Origin of the sequence: Herbaspirillum sp. C9C3 (assembly GCF_013359625.1) — a bacterium.
Taxonomy (GTDB): domain Bacteria; phylum Pseudomonadota; class Gammaproteobacteria; order Burkholderiales; family Burkholderiaceae_D; genus Herbaspirillum.
In genome coordinates this window covers 1-19,731 of sequence record NZ_JABFMQ010000028.1, presented here as the reverse complement: position 1 = coordinate 19,731, position 19,731 = coordinate 1, and the positions used below count along the sequence as shown (strand labels likewise).

General features: G+C 58.5%; 21 protein-coding genes, 1 tRNA gene and 1 pseudogene. 17 read left to right on the top strand and 6 right to left on the bottom strand.

The window, feature by feature from the left end:
- Positions 1-41 precede the first annotated feature (41 nt).
- The 9 genes and pseudogenes from hisH (at position 42) to tatC (ending at position 5,322) form a co-directional block, all read left to right on the top strand.
- Entirely contained in the window at positions 42-680 is a 639-nt protein-coding gene (gene hisH / locus HNO82_RS19455; RefSeq protein ID WP_175344807.1) for an imidazole glycerol phosphate synthase subunit HisH, read from the top strand.
- Between the two features lie 78 nt (positions 681-758).
- Positions 759-1,556, top strand: coding sequence for a 1-(5-phosphoribosyl)-5-[(5-phosphoribosylamino)methylideneamino]imidazole-4-carboxamide isomerase (gene hisA / locus HNO82_RS19450; RefSeq protein WP_008332447.1), 798 nt, complete (start codon positions 759-761; stop codon positions 1,554-1,556).
- 1 nt (position 1,557) lies between these two features.
- A complete protein-coding gene (gene hisF / locus HNO82_RS19445; protein WP_175344806.1) occupies positions 1,558-2,322 on the top strand; it encodes an imidazole glycerol phosphate synthase subunit HisF in 765 nt (254 codons plus the stop codon).
- Positions 2,319-2,702 (top strand): annotated as a pseudogene (hisI, locus tag HNO82_RS19440) (phosphoribosyl-AMP cyclohydrolase); the annotation flags it as partial. The gene hisF and the pseudogene hisI, both read left to right, overlap by 4 nt.
- Before the next feature lie 113 nt (positions 2,703-2,815).
- Positions 2,816-3,154, top strand: a complete 339-nt coding sequence (locus HNO82_RS19435; RefSeq protein ID WP_039783857.1) for a phosphoribosyl-ATP diphosphatase — start codon at positions 2,816-2,818, stop codon at positions 3,152-3,154.
- 52 nt (positions 3,155-3,206) lie between these two features.
- Entirely contained in the window at positions 3,207-3,587 is a 381-nt protein-coding gene (locus HNO82_RS19430) for a histidine triad nucleotide-binding protein (RefSeq protein ID WP_175344804.1), read from the top strand.
- A gap of 71 nt (positions 3,588-3,658) precedes the next feature.
- A complete protein-coding gene (gene tatA / locus HNO82_RS19425; protein ID WP_008332431.1) occupies positions 3,659-3,862 on the top strand; it encodes a Sec-independent protein translocase subunit TatA in 204 nt (67 codons plus the stop codon).
- A gap of 121 nt (positions 3,863-3,983) precedes the next feature.
- Positions 3,984-4,508 carry a Sec-independent protein translocase protein TatB gene (gene tatB / locus HNO82_RS19420; protein WP_008332430.1) on the top strand — a complete coding sequence of 175 codons (525 nt, stop codon included), beginning with the start codon at positions 3,984-3,986 and terminating at the stop codon, positions 4,506-4,508.
- Positions 4,509-4,548: 40 nt separating this feature from the next.
- Positions 4,549-5,322 (top strand): twin-arginine translocase subunit TatC, encoded by a 774-nt coding sequence (gene tatC / locus HNO82_RS19415; protein WP_008332428.1) that lies wholly within the window; start codon positions 4,549-4,551, stop codon positions 5,320-5,322.
- A 78-nt stretch (positions 5,323-5,400) separates the two neighbouring features.
- On the opposite strand, the gene HNO82_RS19410 is transcribed toward tatC, so the two are convergent.
- Both HNO82_RS19410 and HNO82_RS19405 read right to left on the bottom strand, forming a co-directional pair.
- Positions 5,401-6,090 carry a DUF2461 domain-containing protein gene (locus tag HNO82_RS19410; protein ID WP_008332426.1) on the bottom strand — a complete coding sequence of 230 codons (690 nt, stop codon included), beginning with the start codon at positions 6,088-6,090 and terminating at the stop codon, positions 5,401-5,403.
- Positions 6,091-6,108: 18 nt separating this feature from the next.
- Entirely contained in the window at positions 6,109-7,290 is a 1,182-nt protein-coding gene (locus HNO82_RS19405) for a Do family serine endopeptidase (protein ID WP_175344803.1), read from the bottom strand.
- 44 nt (positions 7,291-7,334) lie between these two features.
- On the opposite strand from HNO82_RS19405, the gene HNO82_RS19400 reads away from it, so the two are divergent.
- The gene (locus HNO82_RS19400) at positions 7,335-8,099 is read left to right on the top strand and encodes a Nif3-like dinuclear metal center hexameric protein (protein ID WP_175344802.1); all 765 of its coding nucleotides are present in this window, start codon (positions 7,335-7,337) and stop codon (positions 8,097-8,099) included.
- A gap of 77 nt (positions 8,100-8,176) precedes the next feature.
- Here HNO82_RS19400 and mscL read toward each other — a convergent pair whose 3' ends face one another.
- The gene (gene mscL, locus HNO82_RS19395) at positions 8,177-8,614 is read right to left on the bottom strand and encodes a large conductance mechanosensitive channel protein MscL (RefSeq protein ID WP_283810207.1); all 438 of its coding nucleotides are present in this window, start codon (positions 8,612-8,614) and stop codon (positions 8,177-8,179) included.
- Positions 8,615-8,906: 292 nt separating this feature from the next.
- Here mscL and petA point away from each other — a divergent pair, with 292 nt between their 5' ends.
- From petA to HNO82_RS19360, 7 genes are all read left to right on the top strand, one after another.
- Positions 8,907-9,515, top strand: a complete 609-nt coding sequence (gene petA / locus HNO82_RS19390; protein ID WP_034351097.1) for a ubiquinol-cytochrome c reductase iron-sulfur subunit — start codon at positions 8,907-8,909, stop codon at positions 9,513-9,515.
- A 2-nt stretch (positions 9,516-9,517) separates the two neighbouring features.
- Positions 9,518-10,924: a cytochrome b gene (locus tag HNO82_RS19385; protein ID WP_175344801.1), complete on the top strand. Its 1,407-nt coding sequence runs from the start codon at positions 9,518-9,520 to the stop codon at positions 10,922-10,924.
- A gap of 23 nt (positions 10,925-10,947) precedes the next feature.
- Positions 10,948-11,712 carry a cytochrome c1 gene (locus HNO82_RS19380; RefSeq protein ID WP_008332420.1) on the top strand — a complete coding sequence of 255 codons (765 nt, stop codon included), beginning with the start codon at positions 10,948-10,950 and terminating at the stop codon, positions 11,710-11,712.
- A gap of 97 nt (positions 11,713-11,809) precedes the next feature.
- Complete coding sequence (locus tag HNO82_RS19375) at positions 11,810-12,421, top strand: glutathione S-transferase N-terminal domain-containing protein (protein WP_017453790.1); 612 nt, start codon at positions 11,810-11,812, stop codon at positions 12,419-12,421.
- A 120-nt stretch (positions 12,422-12,541) separates the two neighbouring features.
- The gene (locus HNO82_RS19370) at positions 12,542-13,030 is read left to right on the top strand and encodes a ClpXP protease specificity-enhancing factor (protein WP_008332418.1); all 489 of its coding nucleotides are present in this window, start codon (positions 12,542-12,544) and stop codon (positions 13,028-13,030) included.
- 24 nt (positions 13,031-13,054) lie between these two features.
- Positions 13,055-13,130 (top strand) — tRNA-Thr (locus tag HNO82_RS19365).
- Between the two features lie 302 nt (positions 13,131-13,432).
- Complete coding sequence (locus HNO82_RS19360; protein WP_008332306.1) at positions 13,433-15,640, top strand: OsmC domain/YcaO domain-containing protein; 2,208 nt, start codon at positions 13,433-13,435, stop codon at positions 15,638-15,640.
- A 196-nt stretch (positions 15,641-15,836) separates the two neighbouring features.
- On the opposite strand, the gene HNO82_RS19355 is transcribed toward HNO82_RS19360, so the two are convergent.
- The 3 genes from HNO82_RS19355 to HNO82_RS19345 form a co-directional block, all read right to left on the bottom strand.
- Positions 15,837-16,667, bottom strand: a complete 831-nt coding sequence (locus HNO82_RS19355) for a hypothetical protein (protein WP_249777049.1) — start codon at positions 16,665-16,667, stop codon at positions 15,837-15,839.
- Between the two features lie 224 nt (positions 16,668-16,891).
- The gene (locus HNO82_RS19350) at positions 16,892-18,001 is read right to left on the bottom strand and encodes a hypothetical protein (protein WP_175344800.1); all 1,110 of its coding nucleotides are present in this window, start codon (positions 17,999-18,001) and stop codon (positions 16,892-16,894) included.
- A gap of 6 nt (positions 18,002-18,007) precedes the next feature.
- Positions 18,008-19,570, bottom strand: a complete 1,563-nt coding sequence (locus tag HNO82_RS19345) for a hypothetical protein (RefSeq protein ID WP_175344799.1) — start codon at positions 19,568-19,570, stop codon at positions 18,008-18,010.
- Positions 19,571-19,731: the final 161 nt, after the last annotated feature.

Genomic DNA, 19,731 nt, shown 5'->3' with positions numbered 1-19,731 from the left:
CATCTGGGTTTCCCGGTGCGTGAGCACCGTTCAATGTCGCCATGAATAAAATTGTTGTAGTCGATTACGGCATGGGCAACCTGCGCTCGGTGGCGCAGGCGCTGCGCCATGTCGCGCCTGAAGCCGACGTGCGCATCTCCGGCGAGGTCGCCGATATCCGCGCCGCCGACCGCGTGGTCCTGCCCGGCCAGGGCGCCATGCCCGATTGCATGCGCAGCCTGCGCGAATCCGGCGTGCAGGATGCCGTGCTCGAAGCCTCCCGCACCAAGCCGCTGTTCGGCGTGTGCGTGGGCGAGCAGATGCTGTTCGACTGGAGTGAAGAAGGCGACACCCCCGGCCTGGGCCTGCTGCCCGGCAAGGTGGTGCGCTTCGAGCTCGAAGGCGTGCGCCAGGACGATGGATCGCTGTTCAAGGTGCCGCAGATGGGCTGGAACCATGTGCACCAGACCGGCGCCCACCCCTTGTGGGAAGGGATCGCAGATAATGCCTTCTTCTATTTTGTCCACAGCTATTACGCCGTCCCGGCCGAAACGTCGCAGATCGTTGGCCAAACTCCCTATGGCCGTGACTTCGCCTGTGCCGTGGCCCGCGATAATATCTTTGCAACCCAGTTCCATCCGGAAAAAAGTGCTTCGGCGGGTTTGCAGCTGTATCGGAATTTCGTACACTGGAAACCTTGATTTTTTGCCTTTCCGGCAAGAACTTCGCCGCAGAGCGTCGCCAACCCTTCTTTTTTACTGACTAGTCATCCCCTAGCCATGCTGCTCATACCCGCCATCGACCTGAAAGACGGTCATTGCGTACGCCTCAAACAAGGTGATATGGAACAAGCCACCGTTTTCTCCGAAGATCCGGCGGAAATGGCCCTGCACTGGCTCAAGCAGGGCGCGCGCCGCCTGCACCTGGTGGACCTGAACGGCGCCTTCGCCGGCAAGCCCAAGAACGAGGCGGCCGTGAAGTCCATTCTGCAGGTGGTCGCCCGCTTCGCCGAGGAAAACGAGGTCGAGGAAATCCCGGTGCAACTGGGTGGCGGCATCCGCGACCTGGACACCATCGAGCGCTATCTGGACGATGGCCTCTCCTACATCATCATCGGCACCGCCGCGGTGAAGAATCCCGGTTTCCTGCATGACGCCTGCAGCGCCTTCCCCGGCCAGATCATCGTGGGTCTGGATGCCAAGGACGGCAAGGTTGCCACCGATGGCTGGAGCAAGCTGTCCGGCCACGAAGTGGTGGACCTGGCGCAGAAGTTCGAAGGCTATGGCTGCGAAGCCATCGTCTACACCGACATCGGCCGCGACGGCATGATGGGCGGCGTCAACATCGAGGCTACGGTGCGCCTGGCGCAGGCCGTGACCATTCCCATCATCGCTTCGGGCGGCGTCCACAACGTGGGCGACGTCGAGGCGCTGTGCCGGGTCGAGGATGAAGGCATCGAAGCCGTCATCTGCGGCCGTTCCATCTATGAAGGGACGCTGGACCTGCGCAGCGGCCAGGATCGTGCGGATGAGCTGACGCGCGAACTGGAAGCCAACCGCCTGTCCGGCAGCAAATAACATGGCCCTTGCTAAACGCATCATCCCTTGCCTGGACGTGACCGCAGGTCGCGTGGTCAAGGGCGTCAACTTCCTGGAGCTGCGCGATGCCGGCGATCCGGTCGAGATCGCCCGTCGTTATGACGAGCAGGGCGCCGATGAGCTGACCTTCCTCGACATCACCGCCTCCTCCGATGGCCGCGACCTGATCCTGGACATCATCGAAGCCGTGGCCTCGCAGGTCTTCATCCCCCTGACGGTGGGCGGTGGCGTGCGCGCGGTGGAAGATGTGCGCCGCCTGCTCAATGCCGGTGCCGACAAGGTGGGCATCAACACCTCGGCCGTGACCAATCCGCAACTGGTGGCCGATGCGGCCAACAAGTACGGCTCGCAATGTATCGTGGTGGCCATCGATGCCAAGCGCGCCGGTGACGGCAGGTGGGAGGTCTACACCCACGGCGGGCGCAAGGCCACCGGCCTGGATGCCGTCGACTGGGCACGCAAGATGGCGCAACTGGGTGCGGGCGAGATCCTGCTGACCAGCATGGATCGTGACGGTACCAAGAGCGGTTTCGATCTCGATCTGACCCGCGCGGTCTCGGAAGCGGTCAGCATTCCCGTGATTGCTTCGGGTGGCGTGGGTGGCCTGCAGGACCTGGCCGACGGCATCACCAAGGGCAAGGCCGATGCGGTGCTGGCCGCCAGCATCTTCCACTATGGCCAGCACACCGTGCAGGAAGCCAAGCGCTTCATGGCCGATCAGAACATTTCCATGAGGCTGGCATGAGCATCAGCGCCAAATGGCTCAACAAGGTCAAATGGGACGAAGTCGGCCTGGTGCCGGTGATCGCCCAGGAAGTCGGCTCCAATGACGTGCTGATGTTCGCCTGGATGAACCGCGAGGCGCTGGCGCGCACCGTGGAGATCGGCCAGGCGGTCTACTGGAGCCGCTCGCGCAAGAAGCTGTGGCACAAAGGTGAAGAATCGGGTCATTTCCAGAAAGTGCACGAAATCCGCCTGGACTGCGATGAAGACGTGGTGCTGCTCAAGGTCGAGCAGGTGGCCGGCATTGCCTGCCATACCGGCCGCCATTCCTGCTTCTTCCAGAAGTTCGAGGGTAGCGCCGACAGCGGCGAATGGGTCACGGTCGAGCCGGTCCTGAAGGATCTGCAGCCGGGTGCCGGCGGTGCTCCGGTCGCCGCAGCGGCCGCACCGGTCGCCAAGCCCAAGCGCGTGCGCAAGACCATCCCCAAGCCCGTGGATAGTGACAAGACCCCATCATGAGTGAAACCCTGAAGCGACTGGCCGAAGTCATCGAGTCGCGCAAGCTGGCCAACGGCGGCAATCCCGAGAAATCCTACGTCGCCAAGCTGTTCTCCAAGGGGGATGACGCCATCCTCAAGAAGATCGGCGAGGAAGCCACCGAAACCGTGATGGCCGCCAAGGATGCCCGCGTCTCGGGCGACAAGTCCAAGGTGCTCTACGAGTGCGCCGACCTGTGGTTCCATTCCATGGTCCTGCTGGCGCAGTTCGAGCTGAGCCCGCAGGATGTGCTCAACGAACTGGCGCGGCGCGAAGGCCTCTCCGGCCTGGAAGAAAAGGCGGCCCGCAAGGACTGACCTGACCGGTTGGCGTTCTTTTCCATTCCCCTTGTTTCCCAGGAGTACGGCGTTGGATAATTGTATTTTCTGCAAGATTGCGGCGGGCCAGATCCCCTCGAAGAAGATCTACGAGGACGAGGACCTGATCGCCTTCCACGATATCAATCCGGCTGCACCGGTGCATTTCCTGATCGTGCCGCGCCAGCATGTGGCGACCCTGGCCGATTGCGGTGAACAGCATGCCGCCCTGCTGGGCAAGATGCTGGCGCTGGCACCGCGCCTGGCGGCCGAGCAGGGCTGTGCTTATGGTCTGGACGCCGAAGGCAAGCCCAGCGGCGGTTTCAAGACCATCATCAACACCGGACCGGATGGCGGCCAGGAGGTGTACCATCTGCACATGCACGTGATCGGCGGTCCGCATCCCTGGCGGGTACGGTTCGTGCAACAATAAGGATTCGCCGGCCCGGGGGCTGGCAGGTTTCACTTGTACACAGGGCAGGGATGTCCGCTTAGGAGAAGAGAATGGGTTCGTTCAGTATTTGGCATTGGCTGATTGTTCTGGTGATCGTGATGCTGGTCTTCGGCACCAAGAAGCTCGGCAACATGGGTTCCGACCTGGGCAAGGCAGTCAAGGGCTTCAAGGATGGCGTCAAGGGCGCCGAGGAAGAGAAGAAGGACGCGGCCATCGACGTGCAGGCCAAGGAAAAGGACAAGTCCGGCAGCTGAACAGGCCGCCCGCCAGCCCTGTCTGGCGGGCTCGCATGGGCCCGCGTCGCGGTTCGAAGCGGGTATCCCGTCTTCCGGCGCATGCGCGCCCTCGTTGTCCTCTTAATGCCCACACAGACTCATGATTGATATCGGCCTTACCAAGCTGGCCTTGATCGGCGTGGTCGCGCTGGTCGTGATCGGTCCCGAGCGCCTGCCCAAGGTAGCGCGCATGGCCGGCACCCTGTTCGGTCGCGCCCAGCGCTACATCAACGACGTCAAGTCGGAGGTCAGCCGCGAGATGGAACTCGACGAGCTGCGCAAGATGCAGAAGGATGTGCAGGACGCCGCCAGCGATGTCAGCAACAGCATCCACAAGAGCATGTCGGAGACGGAAGCATCGATCAATGACGCCTGGAACGGCGGTGACGATTCTTCCAGTTCCGACAGCGCCAGTGCGGGCAATAGCTGGACCCGTACGCCCGATCCCTCCCTGCATGCGATCAAGGCCAAGGCCTTCCGCCGCAAGAAGCTCTCGCGCACTACCGGCGTGCCGGCCTGGTACAAGCACCAGAGCGGTCACAAGACCCGCGTGATCTCGGCCTCGGCCCGGGTGGCCAAGTATCGCCGTCCGGTCGGGGTGGGCAAGTCGGCAGGTTTCTTCTAATTTGGCGCAGCGCGTCTCACCTCATCGGAATTCCGACCCCATGGCTGAAGAAAACACCCAGGCCGAAGATACCTTCATCTCGCACCTGATCGAATTGCGCAGCCGTATCGTCAAGGCGGCTGCCGTGGTGCTGGTGGTGTTCCTGTGCCTGATGCCCTTCGCGGCCCACATCTTTGACGTGCTTGCCGCGCCGATGATCCATGCGCTGCCCGCCGGCAGCCGCATGATCGCCACCGGCGTGATCACGCCTTTCCTGATTCCCATCAAGGTCACCATGCTGGTGGCGGTGCTGATCTCGCTCCCCTGGGTGCTGTACCAGCTGTGGGCCTTCGTCGCACCGGGCCTGTACGCGCACGAGAAGCGTCTAATCGCGCCGCTGGTGATCTCGTCTTCGCTGCTGTTCGTCATGGGGGTGGCGTTCTGCTACTTCTTCGTCTTTGGCGTGGTCTTCCCGTTCATCAACAACTTCGCCCCCAAGTCGGTCTCGGTGGCACCGGATATCGACAGCTACGTCGACTTCGTCCTGACCATGTTCGTCGCCTTCGGCGTGACCTTCGAGGTACCGGTGATCGTGATCGTGCTGGTGCGCATGGGCTTGGTTCAATTGTCCAAGCTCAAGCAGATCCGTCCCTACGTGATCGTTGCCGCCTTCATCGTCGCCGCCGTGGTCACCCCGCCGGACGTGATGAGCCAGCTGATGCTGGCCGTGCCGCTGATCCTGCTCTACGAAGTGGGCCTGTTGGTGGCGCCGATCTTCGAGCGCGCCACACGCGCGCCGGATGCCGAGCCCAGCAGTTCGGTATCCTCGGAATAAGCCCGGCTGTCCCCGTAAAACAAAGCCCGCTCGATGATGAGCGGGCTTTGTCGTTGTGGAAGCAGCTTGGATGAGTCCTCACTCCTCGAGGCTCACCAGAGGGATCTCGCGCAGCCATTGCACCAGAGGATAGGCATCCTTGAATCCTTCCAGTACTTGCTTGCCGAGGTCAGCAGGAATCTTCTTGCGGATATCTTCTTCGGTCCAGACGATGAAACTCTTGAGCTTCACGTATTCGATATTGGGCGTGTCCGGATCGAAGCCCTTGGGCGGACGTTGCAGCTTGCCTTCCTCCTGCAGATCCCCATAAGTCGCCACAAGCTTCTTGTTCTTGCGCATCTTGGTGAAGCCTGCTGCATCTTCCACCACCCGGTTGCGGATGGCGCGCAGGCGCGGCGTCGGTGGCAGGTATTCACCTCCGGCGATGAGCAGCTGCCCGGCTTCGTTGATGTGGAAGTAGTAGGCCGGACCGCCGCCCTGGCTGGGCTTCTTCAGCCCACTGGCGGTGATGGCGGCGGAGAAGTGCGTTTTGTAGGGCCGCTTGTCATGTGAGAAGCGCATGTCGCGGTTGATGCGAAACAGCGCCTTCTTCGGATTGCAGCCCGCGATGGCCGGATCGAACTTGCTGATCTCGGCGATGAGCTTGATGGTCAGCGCCAGGAATTCCTCGCGCAGGATGTCGTAGCGCGGCTTGTTCATGACGAACCAGGCGCGGTTGTTGTTCTCGGAGAGCTCCCCGAGGAACTGGATCAGGTCTCGCACGTGCATGGATGGCTTGCTCCTGGATTATTCTTCGTCGGCATCATCGTTCTTGGGCGGCGGCGGACGCTTGCCCACGGTGATGTTCAGCTTGGTCTCCTGCGACTTGCGCAGCACCGTCATGGTGATCTGCTGGCCGGGCGTGAGTTGCGCGATGACGTTGAGCATCTCGGTCGTATCGGCCACCGGCTTGTCGGCGATGCTCACCAGGATGTCACCCGGACGCATGCCTGCACGATCGGCCGGACCACCCTTGAGCACGCCGGCGATGATGGCACCGGTCTTCTTGCCCAGGCCAAAGCTCTCGGCCAGTTCAGGGGTGATGTCCTGCGGCTCGACACCGATCCAGCCGCGCACCACCTGGCCGTGGCTGATGATGGCTTCCATCACCGTCTTGGCCGTCGACATCGGAATCGCAAAGCCGATGCCCAGGTTGCCGCCGGTACGAGAATAGATGGCCGTGTTGATCCCCAGCAGGTTGCCGTTGGTATCGACCAGTGCGCCGCCCGAATTGCCGGGGTTGATGGCGGCATCGGTCTGGATGAAGTTTTCGAAGGTGTTGATGCCCAGGTGATTGCGGCCCAGCGCCGAGATGATGCCCATGGTGACGGTCTGGCCCACGCCAAACGGATTGCCGATGGCCAGCACGACATCGCCCACCGAACTGTTTTCCGGATGACCCAGAGTGATGGCGGGCAGGTTGGGCAGGTCAATCTTGATGACGGCCAGATCGGTCTCGGGATCGATGCCGACCACTTTGGCACTGGCCTTGCGGCCATCGGCCAGGGCCACTTCGATCTTGTCGGCCGCTTCCACCACGTGGTTGTTGGTCAGGATGTAGCCTTGCGGGCTGACGATGACGCCCGAGCCCAGACTGGATTGCTTGTCATCCTGCTGCTGCTCGTCGAACTGGTCGCCGAAGAACTTGCGGAAGAACGGGTCGTTCTGGAAGGGGCTCTTCTGCGGGCGGGCCTCGGTCGTTGTGAAGATATTGACCACCGAGGGCATGGCCTGGCGCGCGGCATGACGATAGGAGTCCAGGGCGGGCGCGGCGGGCGTGGCTTCCTGCATCTGGATCGTGGACTGGGCAGGGCGCGCACGCGAAGTGAAGGATCCGGACAGCCAGTCCGGCTTCAGGGTCGCTACAATGAACCACAGCGCCAGACCCACTGTCACGGTCTGGGCAAACAACAGCCATAAACGTCGCATAAAAAGAATTTTTGGTTTTGGATTTGAAATCGGATGAGGAAGAGATGACCCGCCACATTAGTCGAAATGAATTCGCAGTCTATCTGGGGCAGACGCTCAACGCGGCGCAATATCGCGATTATTGCCCAAACGGCTTGCAGGTGGAAGGGCGCGCCACCATCGGCCGCGTGGTCAGCGGCGTGACGGCCAGCCTGGCCCTGATCGAGGCGGCCGTACAATGGCAGGCCGATGCCATCCTGGTCCATCATGGCTACTTCTGGCGCGGCGAAGACATGCGCGTGATCGGCCAGAAGCAGCGGCGCCTGAAGCTGCTGCTGGCGCATGACATCAATCTGTTCGGCTATCACCTGCCGCTGGATTGCCATCCCGAGCTGGGCAACAATGCCCAACTGGCCAAGCGACTCGACTTTGACGCCACCGGTCGCTTCGGTGAAAACGACATCGGCTGGATCGGGCGCTGCCTTGCCCCTTCGGTCAAGACTGCCGCCGACCTGGCGCAGCTCATCGAGAAACGCCTAGGACGCACGCCGCTGCTCATCGGTGACCCGCATCAGTCCATCGCTCAGGTCGCCTGGTGCACGGGCGCTGCACAAGGCATGCTGGGCGAGGCCATCGACGCCGGCGCCACGGCCTACATCAGCGGCGAGATTTCGGAACCGACCGTGCACCTGGCGCGCGAGAGCGGCACCGTCTATCTCGCCGCCGGCCATCACGCCACCGAGCGCTACGGCATTGAGGCGCTCGGCCAACATGTGGCCAAGCACTTCAGCATCGAGCATCGCTTCATCGACATCGACAATCCGGTCTGAGACCGGATGGCGATGTTTTGACTGCAAGCTTCAGTTTAAAAACCAAAAAGATGAAGCATAAAAAGTGAGGAAGCGCGTCAGCCCTGCTTTTTGAGCGCATCGCGGATTTCACGCAGCAGAAGCACGTCTTCCGGAGTGGGGGCCGGTGCGACGGGGGCGGCTTCCTCTGGCTTGGAGGCCAGGTCACGCGCCTTGTTGATGGCGCGCACCATCTGGAAGATGATGAAGGCCAGGATCAGGAAGTTGATGAAGATGGTCAGGAAGTTGCCGTAGGCGAAGACCGCGCCGGCCTTCTTGGCTTCGGCCAGCGGTAGCCCGTAGGCTTGACCGTTGAGCGGCAGGTAGTAGTTGGCGAAATCCAGACCGCCGAAAATCTTGCCGACGATGGGCATGATGATATCCTCGACCAGCGAGCCGACGATCTTGCCGAAGGCCCCGCCGATGATGACACCGACGGCCAGGTCGACCACGTTTCCCTTGATCGCGAAGGCGCGAAAATCCTTGAGCATGCTCATCCCTGGTTTCTCCTTTGAAAGTTGCTGTTTAAACATGAGGCGGGCTTACAACGGGTTATATCCTGCCCGCCAGGAAAAGTAAATCGGACAAGCGCTGACGCCGCACTGCAAAAAAACCGAGAACGAGAGCAGATTGACAAGGGGTTGCGCTGCGTCAAATGTTCATTTTCACAAGCCTGTACGATACCCGCCGTTAGCTACAAAACCCTATTCAGCTTATATATAATCAAAAAGTTGCATGAGGGTCACTTAGAAGGTCCACGCTAACTTACATTTGGAGATTGGGGTCTTTATGACTGACGAGAATCAGGTCGACGCGAGTCGACGAGGTTTGCTTGTTGCGACTTGTGCGGCCGGAGGTGTAGCGGGTTTGGCCACCGCTGGAGCATTCGTCTCCACCCTGCAACCTTCCGAACGCGCCAAGGCAGCGGGCGCACCGGTGGAAGTGGATATTTCTTCACTGGTTCCCGGTGAAATGCGCACGGTTGAATGGCGCGGCAAGCCGGTCTGGATTCTCAAGCGCACCCCCGAAATGATCGAGTCCCTCAAGAAGACCGATAGCGAGGTGGCCGACCCGAACTCCAAGCGTACCGATTTCTCCGAGACACCCGATTACGCCCTCAATGAGTGGCGCTCGCTGCGCAAGGACATCCTGGTCGTGGTCGGCATCTGTCCGCACCTCGGCTGCTCCCCCAGTTCCCGCTTTGACACCGGCCCGCAACCTTCGCTGCCCGACGACTGGCACGGCGGTTTCCTGTGCCCCTGCCACGGCTCGACCTTCGACCTGGCCGGTCGCGTGTACAAGAACAAGCCGGCGCCGGACAACCTGCAAGTCCCGCGCTACATGTTTGAAGGCGATAACAAGCTCGTCATCGGCAAGGACGAGAAAGGGGAGGCCTGATCATGGGAGCATTTCACGAAAAGAAGCTGCCGGATGATGCACCGGTGGCTGCCAAGGCCCTGAACTGGGTCGATTCGCGCTTTCCGCTGACGGCCACCTGGAAAGCCCACCTCTCCGAATACTACGCCCCGAAGAACTTCAACTTCTGGTACATCTTCGGCTCCCTGGCACTGCTGGTGCTGGTGATCCAGATCGTCACCGGCATCTTCCTGGTGATGCACTACAAGCCGGACGCCAACCTGGCCTTCGCCTCGGTCGAATACATCATGCGTGATGTGCCCTGGGGTTGGCTGGTGCGCTATATGCACTCCACTGGCGCCTCGGCCTTCTTCATCGTCGTTTATCTTCACATGGTGCGGGGCCTGCTTTATGGCTCCTACCGCAAGCCGCGCGAACTGGTGTGGCTGTTCGGCGTGGGGATCTTCCTGTGCCTGATGGGTGAAGCCTTCTTCGGTTACCTGTTGCCCTGGGGGCAGATGTCCTACTGGGGCGCACAGGTGATCGTGAACCTTTTTGGCGCCATTCCCTTCATCGGTCCGGATCTGTCGCTGCTCATTCGCGGCGACTATGTCGTTTCGGACGCCACGCTGAACCGCTTCTTCTCCTTCCACGTGATCGCCATTCCGCTGGTGTTGATCGGTCTGGTGGCAGCGCACATCATCGCCTTGCACGAAGTCGGATCCAACAACCCGGACGGCGTGGAAATCAAGGAAAAGACCGATGAGAACGGTGTGCCATTGGATGGAGTGCCCTTCCACCCGTACTACACGGTGCATGACATCTTTGGGGTCTCGATCTTCCTGCTGGTGTTCTCGGCGGTGGTATTCTTCGCGCCGGAGATGGGCGGCTACTTCCTGGAGTACAACAACTTCATTCCGGCCGATTCCCTGAAGACGCCGCCACACATCGCTCCGGTCTGGTACTTCACGCCGTTCTACTCGATCCTGCGTGCCACGACGGCCGATTTCATGGGCTGGCTCATTGCCGGCGTGGCCGGCTACGTTGCGCTGCTGGTGTTCAAGTCGCGGCTGACAGCCAAGCTGAAGATCGTTGCCATCGTCGTCGGTCTGGCCATCATCGCCGGCATGCTGATTTTTGATGCCAAGTTCTGGGGCGTGGTCCTGATGGGCCTGTCGGTGGTGATTCTGGGCGGACTGCCGTGGCTGGATCATTCGCAGGTCAAGTCCATCCGCTATCGCCCGACCTGGCACAAGTACGTGTATCTGGTCTTTGGCATCGCCTTTGTCATCCTTGGCTACCTCGGCGTGCAACCGCCGACGGCCATCGGCACCACCGTCTCTCAGGTGTGCAGCTTCATCTACCTTGGCTTCTTCCTGCTGATGCCCTGGTGGAGTGCTGCCGGTACCTTCAAGCCGGTGCCCGAGCGCGTCGTCTACCATCCGCACTAAGCCAGCTGCCAAAGGACAAGAACATGACATTGCTCAAGAAAGTGATTGCCGCGCTGGCCTTGCTGCCGGCGCTGGCCTGCGCCAACGAAGGGGGCTTCCCGCTGGATCACGCCCCGGACCGTACCAAGGATGTTTCTTCGCTGCAAAACGGTGCCAAGCTGTTCGTCAACTATTGCCTGAACTGTCATTCGGCCTCGGCCATGCGCTACAACCGTCTGCGCGACATCGGCCTGACCGAAGACCAGATCAAGAACAACCTCATGTTCAGTGGGGAAAAGGTCGGCGACCTGATGAAGATCGCGATGACGCCGCAGGATGCCAAGGCCTGGTTTGGCGCGGCGCCGCCGGACCTGTCGGTGATCGCCCGGGCCAAGGCATCGGAGGCCGGTAGCGGTCCGGACTGGATTTATACCTACCTGCGCAGTTATTATACGGACGACAGCCGCCCCACCGGCTGGAACAACATGCTCTTCCCCAACGTTGGCATGCCGCATGTGTTGTGGGAATTGCAAGGTATCCGCAAGGCCAAGTTCGTGGAAGAGAAGGATCCTCACGACGCGAACAAGACCATCCACAAGTTTGCCGGCTTCGAACAAGTCAAGCCTGGCAAGATGAGCGCGGCGGAGTATGACAACAATGTCGCCGATCTCGTTGCCTATTTGCAATGGATGGGTGAGCCGGCGCAGAATACGCGCAAGCGTCTGGGTGTCTGGGTGCTGTTGTTCCTGGGAATCTTCTCGGTATTGGCGTGGCGTTTGAACGCGTCCTATTGGAAGAACATCAAGTAAAAACGTACAATCACGTATCCGCGCAGTTTTTGCGGAATTGCGTATCGGGGTGAGCGTTATGCGTCTCGCCCCCCTTTTGTTTTAGGGCTCTGAAAAAATGATGGTTCTCTACTCGGGCACGACCTGCCCATTTTCGCAACGTTGCCGCCTCGTCTTGTTCGAAAAGGGCATGGATTTCGAGATCCGCGACGTCGACCTGTTCAACAAGCCGGAAGACATTTCGGTCATGAATCCCTATGGCCAGGTGCCTATCCTGGTCGAGCGTGATCTGGTGCTGTACGAATCGAACATCATCAACGAGTACATCGATGAGCGCTTCCCGCATCCGCAGCTGATGCCGGCTGATCCGCTCATGCGTGCCCGCGCGCGGCTGATGCTGTTCAACTTCGAGAAGGAACTGTTCGTTCACGTGCACACCCTGGAAAATGAAAAGTCCAAGGCTGCCGAGAAGAATCAGGAAAAGGCCCGTCACGAGATTCGTGACCGCCTGACCCAGCTGGCACCGTTGTTCCTGAAGAACAAGTACATGCTCGGTGACGAGTTCTCCATGCTGGACGTGGCCCTGGCCCCGTTGCTGTGGCGCCTGGATCACTATGGCATCGAGCTGTCGAAGACGGCAGCCCCGCTGATGAAGTATGCCGAGCGCATTTTCTCGCGTCCTGCTTACATTGAAGCCCTGACCCCGTCCGAAAAGGTCATGCGCCGTTAAGCCGTACCGGCTGCACTACCGCCTGAGCGGTGGTGCAGCTGCCAGTTGTTCAGATTGCTTTCCACCCCGGCCTAGCCGGCAGATGCGGTTTTTACAGGCGCATCGCACACCACACCAGTCATGCCAGAAGTCTCCACCAAGCCTTATCTGCTGCGCGCCATCTACGAGTGGTGCACCGACAATGGCTACACGCCGCACATCGCCGTGGTCGTCGACGGCCGCACGCGCGTGCCGATGCAGTTCGTCAAGAATGGCGAAATCGTCCTCAACATCAGCTTCGAGGCCACCAGCGGTCTGAAGATGGAGAACGACAACATTCACTTCAGCGCCCGTTTTGGTGGCGTTTCACGCGATATTCTGGTTCCCGTCGAAAACGTGATCGCCATCTATGCCCGAGAGAATGGCCAGGGCATGGCGTTCGAAGCCCCGGCGCCGGCCAAGGCAGAGGAGGCGCAGCAGGCAGCTGAACAGGAAAGCGTCACACCGGTCTTGTCGTCGGTGCCAGTATCCGAGCCAGAAAAGAAACCCGCCGAAGGCGGCGATAAAGGCGATGATGATCCGGAACCGCCGAAAAAGGGTGGTCGCCCTGTACTGACCCGCATCAAGTAAGCTATAATCGCCGGCTGAAGTTTTGCTGGCTTAGCTCATCTGGTAGAGCACCTGACTTGTAATCAGGGGGTGGCGGGTTCAAGTCCTGCAGCCAGCACCAATACCGAAGCGGCTCACAGCGATGTGAGCCGTTTTTCTTTTGCTCCGCATTTTTGCCCATTGAGACGTCGTCTCCCCCAGCCTGAGCTGCGGCCTTTGTGAAGCACTCAACACGGTCACGCTGCCGGCGCAAGGTCACCTGAGCTATCATCAAGGCTCTTTGCCGGACGACCGATAGCGCCGATCAACGGCATCGCCAATGATATCGCGCTCGTCACGACAATTCTCCGGGCCGCTGTAGCGGCCGGACTCCTGAACACGTCAGTTTCAGCCACCTCTTCGGTTCATTCTCGGAATTTCGCCATGGAAATCAAAGTCAACTTCCTCGACAAGCTGCGTCTTGAAGCCAAGTTCGACGACTTTACCGTCATCGCAGATCAGCCCATCCGCTACAAAGGAGACGGCTCGGCACCTGGCCCCTTTGATTACTTCCTGGCGTCATCGGCCCTGTGCGCGGCGTACTTCGTGAAGCTGTACTGCAATACGCGCAATATCTCGACCGAGAACATCCGGCTATCCCAGAACAACATCGTCGATCCGGAAAACCGCTACCAGCAGACCTTCAAGATCCAGGTCGAACTGCCGGCCGACATCGAGGAGGCAGATCGCCGCGGCATCCTGCGTTCGATCGAGCGCTGTACGGTCAAGAAGGTGGTGCAGCAGGGGCCGGAATTCGTCATCGAGGAAGTGGAAAGCCTGGACGCCGATGCGCAATCCTTGCTCACACTCAAGCCCGAAGCCGGCGTGAGCACGCATATCCTTGGCAAGGATTTGCCTCTGGAGCAGACCATCGCCAACATGTCGGGCTTGCTGGCCGAACTGGGCATCAAGATCGAGATCGCTTCCTGGCGCAATATCATTCCCAATGTGTGGTCGCTGCATATCCGCGATGCGCATTCGCCGATGTGCTTCACCAACGGCAAGGGCGCCACCAAGGAAAGCGCGCTGGCCTCGGCGCTGGGTGAGTACATCGAACGCATCAGCAACAACCATTTCTACGCCGGTTCCTACTGGGGTGAGGAGATTGCCAATGCCGACTTCGTGCATTACCCCAACGAGCGCTGGTTCAAGCCCGCTCGCGCAGACAAGCTGCCCAAGGAAATCCTGGACGCGTATTGCCTGGAAATATACAACCCGGACGGCGAGCTGCGCGCGTCGCATCTGATCGACACCAATTCGGGCAACGCCCAGCGCGGTATCTGTTCGCTGCCTTACGTAAGACAGTCGGATGGCGAGGTCGTGTATTTCCCTTCCAATCTGGTCGAGAACCTCTTCGTGAGCAACGGCATGAGTGCCGGCAATACCTTGCCTGAAGCTCAGGTGCAATGCCTTTCGGAGATCTTCGAGCGCGCGGTCAAGCGCGAAATCCTGGAAGGCGAGATCTGCCTGCCCGACGTGCCGCAAGAAGTCCTGGCCAGATACCCTGGCATCGTGGCTGGTATCCAGGGGCTGGAAGAGCAGGGCTTCCCGGTGCTGGTCAAGGATGCTTCGCTGGGCGGAGTCTATCCGGTGATGTGCGTGACCTTGATGAACCCGCGCACCGGCGGCGTGTTTGCTTCCTTCGGCGCACATCCGAGCTTCGAGGTGGCGCTTGAGCGCAGCCTGACGGAGCTGCTGCAAGGCCGCAGCTTCGAGGGCCTCAACGATTTGCCGCAGCCGACCTTCGAGAGCAATGCCGTGACCGAGCCCAACAATTTCGTCGAGCATTTCATCGATTCCTCCGGCATCGTGTCGTGGCGCTTCTTCAGTGCCAGGTCGGATTATGAATTCGTGGAATGGGATTTCTCCAGTCAGGGGGAAGATTCCAATGCCGACGAGGCGGCTACCTTGTTCGGCATTCTGGAGCAGATGGGCAAGGAGGCCTACGTTGCGGTGTATGACCAGCTGGGCGCTACGTCTTGCCGCATTCTGGTGCCGGGCTATTCCGAGGTCTATCCGGTGGAGGACCTGATCTGGGACAACACCAACAAGGCGCTGCTGTTCCGCGAGGACATCCTGAATCTGCATCGCCTGGACGACAAGGCGCTGGCTGCCTTGCTTGATCGCCTGGAGAACAACGAGCTGGATGATTACTCGGATATCGCGACCCTGATCGGTATCGACTTCGACGAAAACACCGAATGGGGCCAGTTGACGGTGCTCGAACTAAAGTTGCTGATCAATCTGGCCTTGCAGCAATTCGAAGAGGCACATGACCTGGTCGGCGCCTTCTTGCAGTACAACGACAATTCGGTCGAACGCGGTCTGTTCTACCAGGCCTTGAATGTCGTGCTGGAAGTGAAACTGGATGATGAGTTGGAACTGGCTGACTACGAGACCAATTTCCGCCGCATGTTCGGCAACGCGCGCATGGACGCGGCCATCGGATCGGTGACGGGAAGCGTGCGCTTCTTTGGCTTGACGCCGACCAGCATGAAGCTCGAAGGACTGGAGCGTCATCAGCGCCTGCTTGATAGCTATCGCAAGTTGCACAAGGCGCGGGCGAGGTTTGCGCAGGCGGATGCCGCTTGAGGAAGTTTATTCGCTTTATGAGGGGGCAGTCGCAATAGCTGAGCCCAGCATCCGCGTTGAGATTGACCATCAGGTCTTTGATGTTCATATCGGCGGGTTGAGGCAGGGCCAAACGGGGACCGGGCCTGTCCTGCCGCATTCAGTCCTGATCGGTATTCGTTCTCGTGGCGACGTTACGTTGCGGACTGGGGAGCGTTTAAGCTCCTGCATTGGACGGATGTTCGAACAAGTCGATAGGCTGTCCGTGAAGTTGTTCTACATAAATCCAATCGCAGGGACGTGATGTGAAAGCGTGTTCGGCGATTAGACTTGCAGCCAGCTTGGGCTTATTTGCACAGTCCTTGAAGTCTGGATCTGCCGTCAAACGAGGATCTTGAGGGTGACGTTGCACGAATTGATACCTGTTGTAATCGTCCAGCCACAGAGCTTGACGGCCGACACTTGCCAGCACCTCCAGTCCAAGATCGTTAAATGTGGCGCACTCCTTGAGTGTTCCTGAAGGCTTTCCGGTCCAGCAAAATTGAGGAGTGCCATGAGGGTCGTCGAGAGGCAAATAGATGCCGGTACGCGGCGGTGTTGTGCCGCTGTGGGCGTTGATGTCGCTTCGAAGTCTCAATGCCGTCGCGTCTCCAAGTGCTTCGGGATGTTTCGCGAGGCATACTGTCAAATCAAAATCATCCCATCCTCCAGAGATACCGGATTTCTTTAATTTTCTGTCGATATTGTGCGCGTACAGGTATAGATCATCGAAGCGGGATTGGAATTCATCTTCCTCCTCCGGTGTCATCCAGTTCAGAGAGTACTCCGACAGGCCGCGCCCACAATTGTACGCATCGGTAAATGAATAGACTTCGAATGCACGCTCTGCAATCTGCGTGGCGACAGATAGTTCGAAGTCGGCAAGAAATGGCCAGCCATTATTGGCCCAGTTCTCCGAGGTGTCACGTGTTCCCCAGCGGCTATTGGTCAGCAGTGCGTCGCGGCCTTGAAGCTTGGCCTTGGCCAACGTCGGGTCGACGAATCGCATCAGCTCGTGCAGGCGTACTTGAAGGCCTTTCAGATATTCGAGGGAGGCGAAATGGTAAAGCAGGCAGACAGACGTGTTTTTTCTGGGGCAGTCTGAGTTCAATGGGGTACTTGCTCATTCTATTTGTCCTGGATTTTTCGCTTCTTGAGGCAAGCAAGATGAGCTGATATGCCAGAGAATTCGGTCTTTATCCTGGTCAAGCTGCTTTTCTTTGCATCTTGCGTTCAATCCTGATCTGCATCCCATTGCCAGATGGTCGCGCCATATTCGCTATTGAGATCAGGCATGGTTTCTCCTTTGTTGAAATATCTGCGGGAATTGATCTTGGACGGCGTGAAGTAATATCCTGAACGGCTACAGATGGCACCGCTTTCCAGTCGAGCTGCCGTTCCTGCCTGATCAAGGGGCACATCTTCAGACAAATCGATAGGCTGTCCGTGAAGTTGTTCTACGTAAATCCAATCGCAGGGACGTGACGTGAAAGCTTGTCGAGCTACCAAACTTGGAGCCAGCTTGGGTTTACTTACACTTTCCTTGAAGTATGGATCTACCATCAGGCGAGGATCTTGAATGTGGCTTTGCACGAATTGATTCATGCGGTGATCATCTAGCCACAGAGCTTGACGACCGACGCCTGCTAGCGCATCCAGTCCAAGATCGTTAAACGTACTGCACTTTTTGAGTTCTCCAGAAGGATTTCCGGTCCAGCAAAACTGGGGAGTGCCATGAGGGTCGTCGAGCGGCAAATAAACGCCGGTACGCGGCGGCGTTGCGCCGCTACGGGCGATGATATCGCTGCGAAGTCTTAATGCGGTGGCGTCTCTAAGTGCCTCGGGGTGTTCGGCCAGGCAAAGCGTCAAACCAAAATCATTCCACCCTCCAGCTACGTTGAATTTTGTTAATGTTCTGTCGATATTGTCCGCGTAGAGATAGATGTTATTGAAGCGGGATTGGAAGTCATCTTCCTCTTCAGGTGTCATCCATGCCAGGGAGAACTCTGCCAAGGCCCGAGCACAATTATCAGCATCGGTAAATGAATAGACTTCGAATGCACGCTGTGCGATTTGCTTGGCGACAGAGAGTTCGAAGTCGGCAAGAAATGACCAACCATTATTGGCCCAGTTCTCCGATGTGTCACGTGTTCCCCAGCGGCTATTGGTCAGCAGTGCGTCGCGGCCTTGAAGCTTGGCTTTGTCCAGCGTAGGGTCGATGAATTGCATTAGTGATCGAAGGCGATCCTGCAATCCTTGCAAGTAAGACAGCGACGCAAAGTGATACAGCAAAGAGACGTGTTTCTTTTGCGTCAAACTAAGTTGGAATGGAATGTCAGACATTTTTGCTCAGTGATTCAGTTTTGTGGTTTGACCCGGAAGGCTTGGCAGTCCTATTTTTTCTCCCAATCCTGCACCTCCGAAATCCGAATAGCCCCATCCGGTATCAAAGGGGCCGCTGATGTTGGGGTGATTGATTGATTCTCGCAGGCCGACGTAGTTTTCTCTTTGCGCAGCATCCAGCTTGCCATATTCTGCTGTGCTCAGAGCATTCTGCAATTTTTGGGACGCATCACCATGGCGAGGGTAGTAAAGCATCGTGTCGTTGCGGGCATCATTACGGGGTACGTTAAATACGATTTGCTCCCAACCGCCCTCAAGGTGTCGATCTGTAAGACTATCCTTGAATTGAGTGGATGCCTTCCCTCGCCAAACTTTCAGGCTCTCACCAGGCTTGATGTCATAGATCACAAACTGACCATTCACGTTCCAGTCCGGCCATACCGCCAGGTGCTTGCGCCATGCCGCACGTGGATCGGCTGCCGCCTGCAATTGTTTGAAAACATCTTCTGTAACCCAGCAATCACTCATGGCTCGGCTATTTGGAGATAGGATTCTGTAGAGCCGAGCCGGACCTCTTATTTCATCTGCTATCAACGTGTTGAAAGATTTTACGTTGTGTGGGAGAAGCGCCGGCCATCCTTCGGCAACTTTCTCATCAACATATAATTTACTTTCCGAAGGGACCAGTCCCGGATATTCTTGATCTTTCCCCTTGCTGAGCCACGACGGCGGAGGCTCAGTCTCCCGCATCAGCTTGACCGCCTCCGCCTCCGGAAGCGCGCCGCGATAGTGTATGTTATTGAGGTTGATGATCCCGCGCTGCCGCTCCAGCGACTCACGCTCCAGCCGCATGATGATGCTATCCATGGCATTCTGGACCGGGCGCAATGCTTCTCCGAGATGCTTGTCCGCTAGCCGGCGGATATTGTGCACCTCTTCAAGATAATGTTTTGCTTTGGCGCCTATATTGGGCACCCAGGCGACCTTGGCGGCCAACTGTTCTAGGGCGCCGATGCCACGATCAAAGGCTCTGAGCAGTGAGCTGACATTGACCTTGCCACGAACAATCTTGATTTCATTTGCCAACCACTTGAAGACTTCGTCCACTTTGAGCTGGCGCAGGTATTTTTGCACATCACGCCTGCGCAGAAAGCCGACGACCAACGTCATGGCCGCATCGATCGCCTTGATGGTAGCGTCGCCACCCATGCGCCGGATAAAGTGGAAGAAGATCTTCAGTACGCCTTTGACCAGCGAACCCAGTGTCGGGAACAGCCCGATCAATGTCAGGGCCAAGGCGACCCAGGCCCAGGTGTCCGACGTGTCCTTGCGGAGCTTGTTGCAGTTGGCGATCAGGTCGCGGACATCACACACCTGATCGACCAGGGGAATCATCGAGATGGCTGCATCGGTCATCAACTGGCCAGTGGAGCGCTCTTCATTGAAGTCCCCTTGCATGGCTTCCCAGAACCAGACGAAAGGATTGGTGCTGGGTTCTTGCGCCTTTTTCTGATCGTCGGTTACCCACGCAAGTGCATCGCGCAGCTGGGTCGAATTCACATCAGCCATGCGTTTTCCTTCATATTGACTCCTTGGAGCTTTATGTAGAACCCATTTCATAAATAGGCGTGAGTGCGAGCGAGTCCCGTTTGGGATGAAGTGCAAGGCGCGAATTTGGGTCAAGACTGGGCGTCTTGACCCAAATTCGTAACGCAGCAATTCGCCCAAAC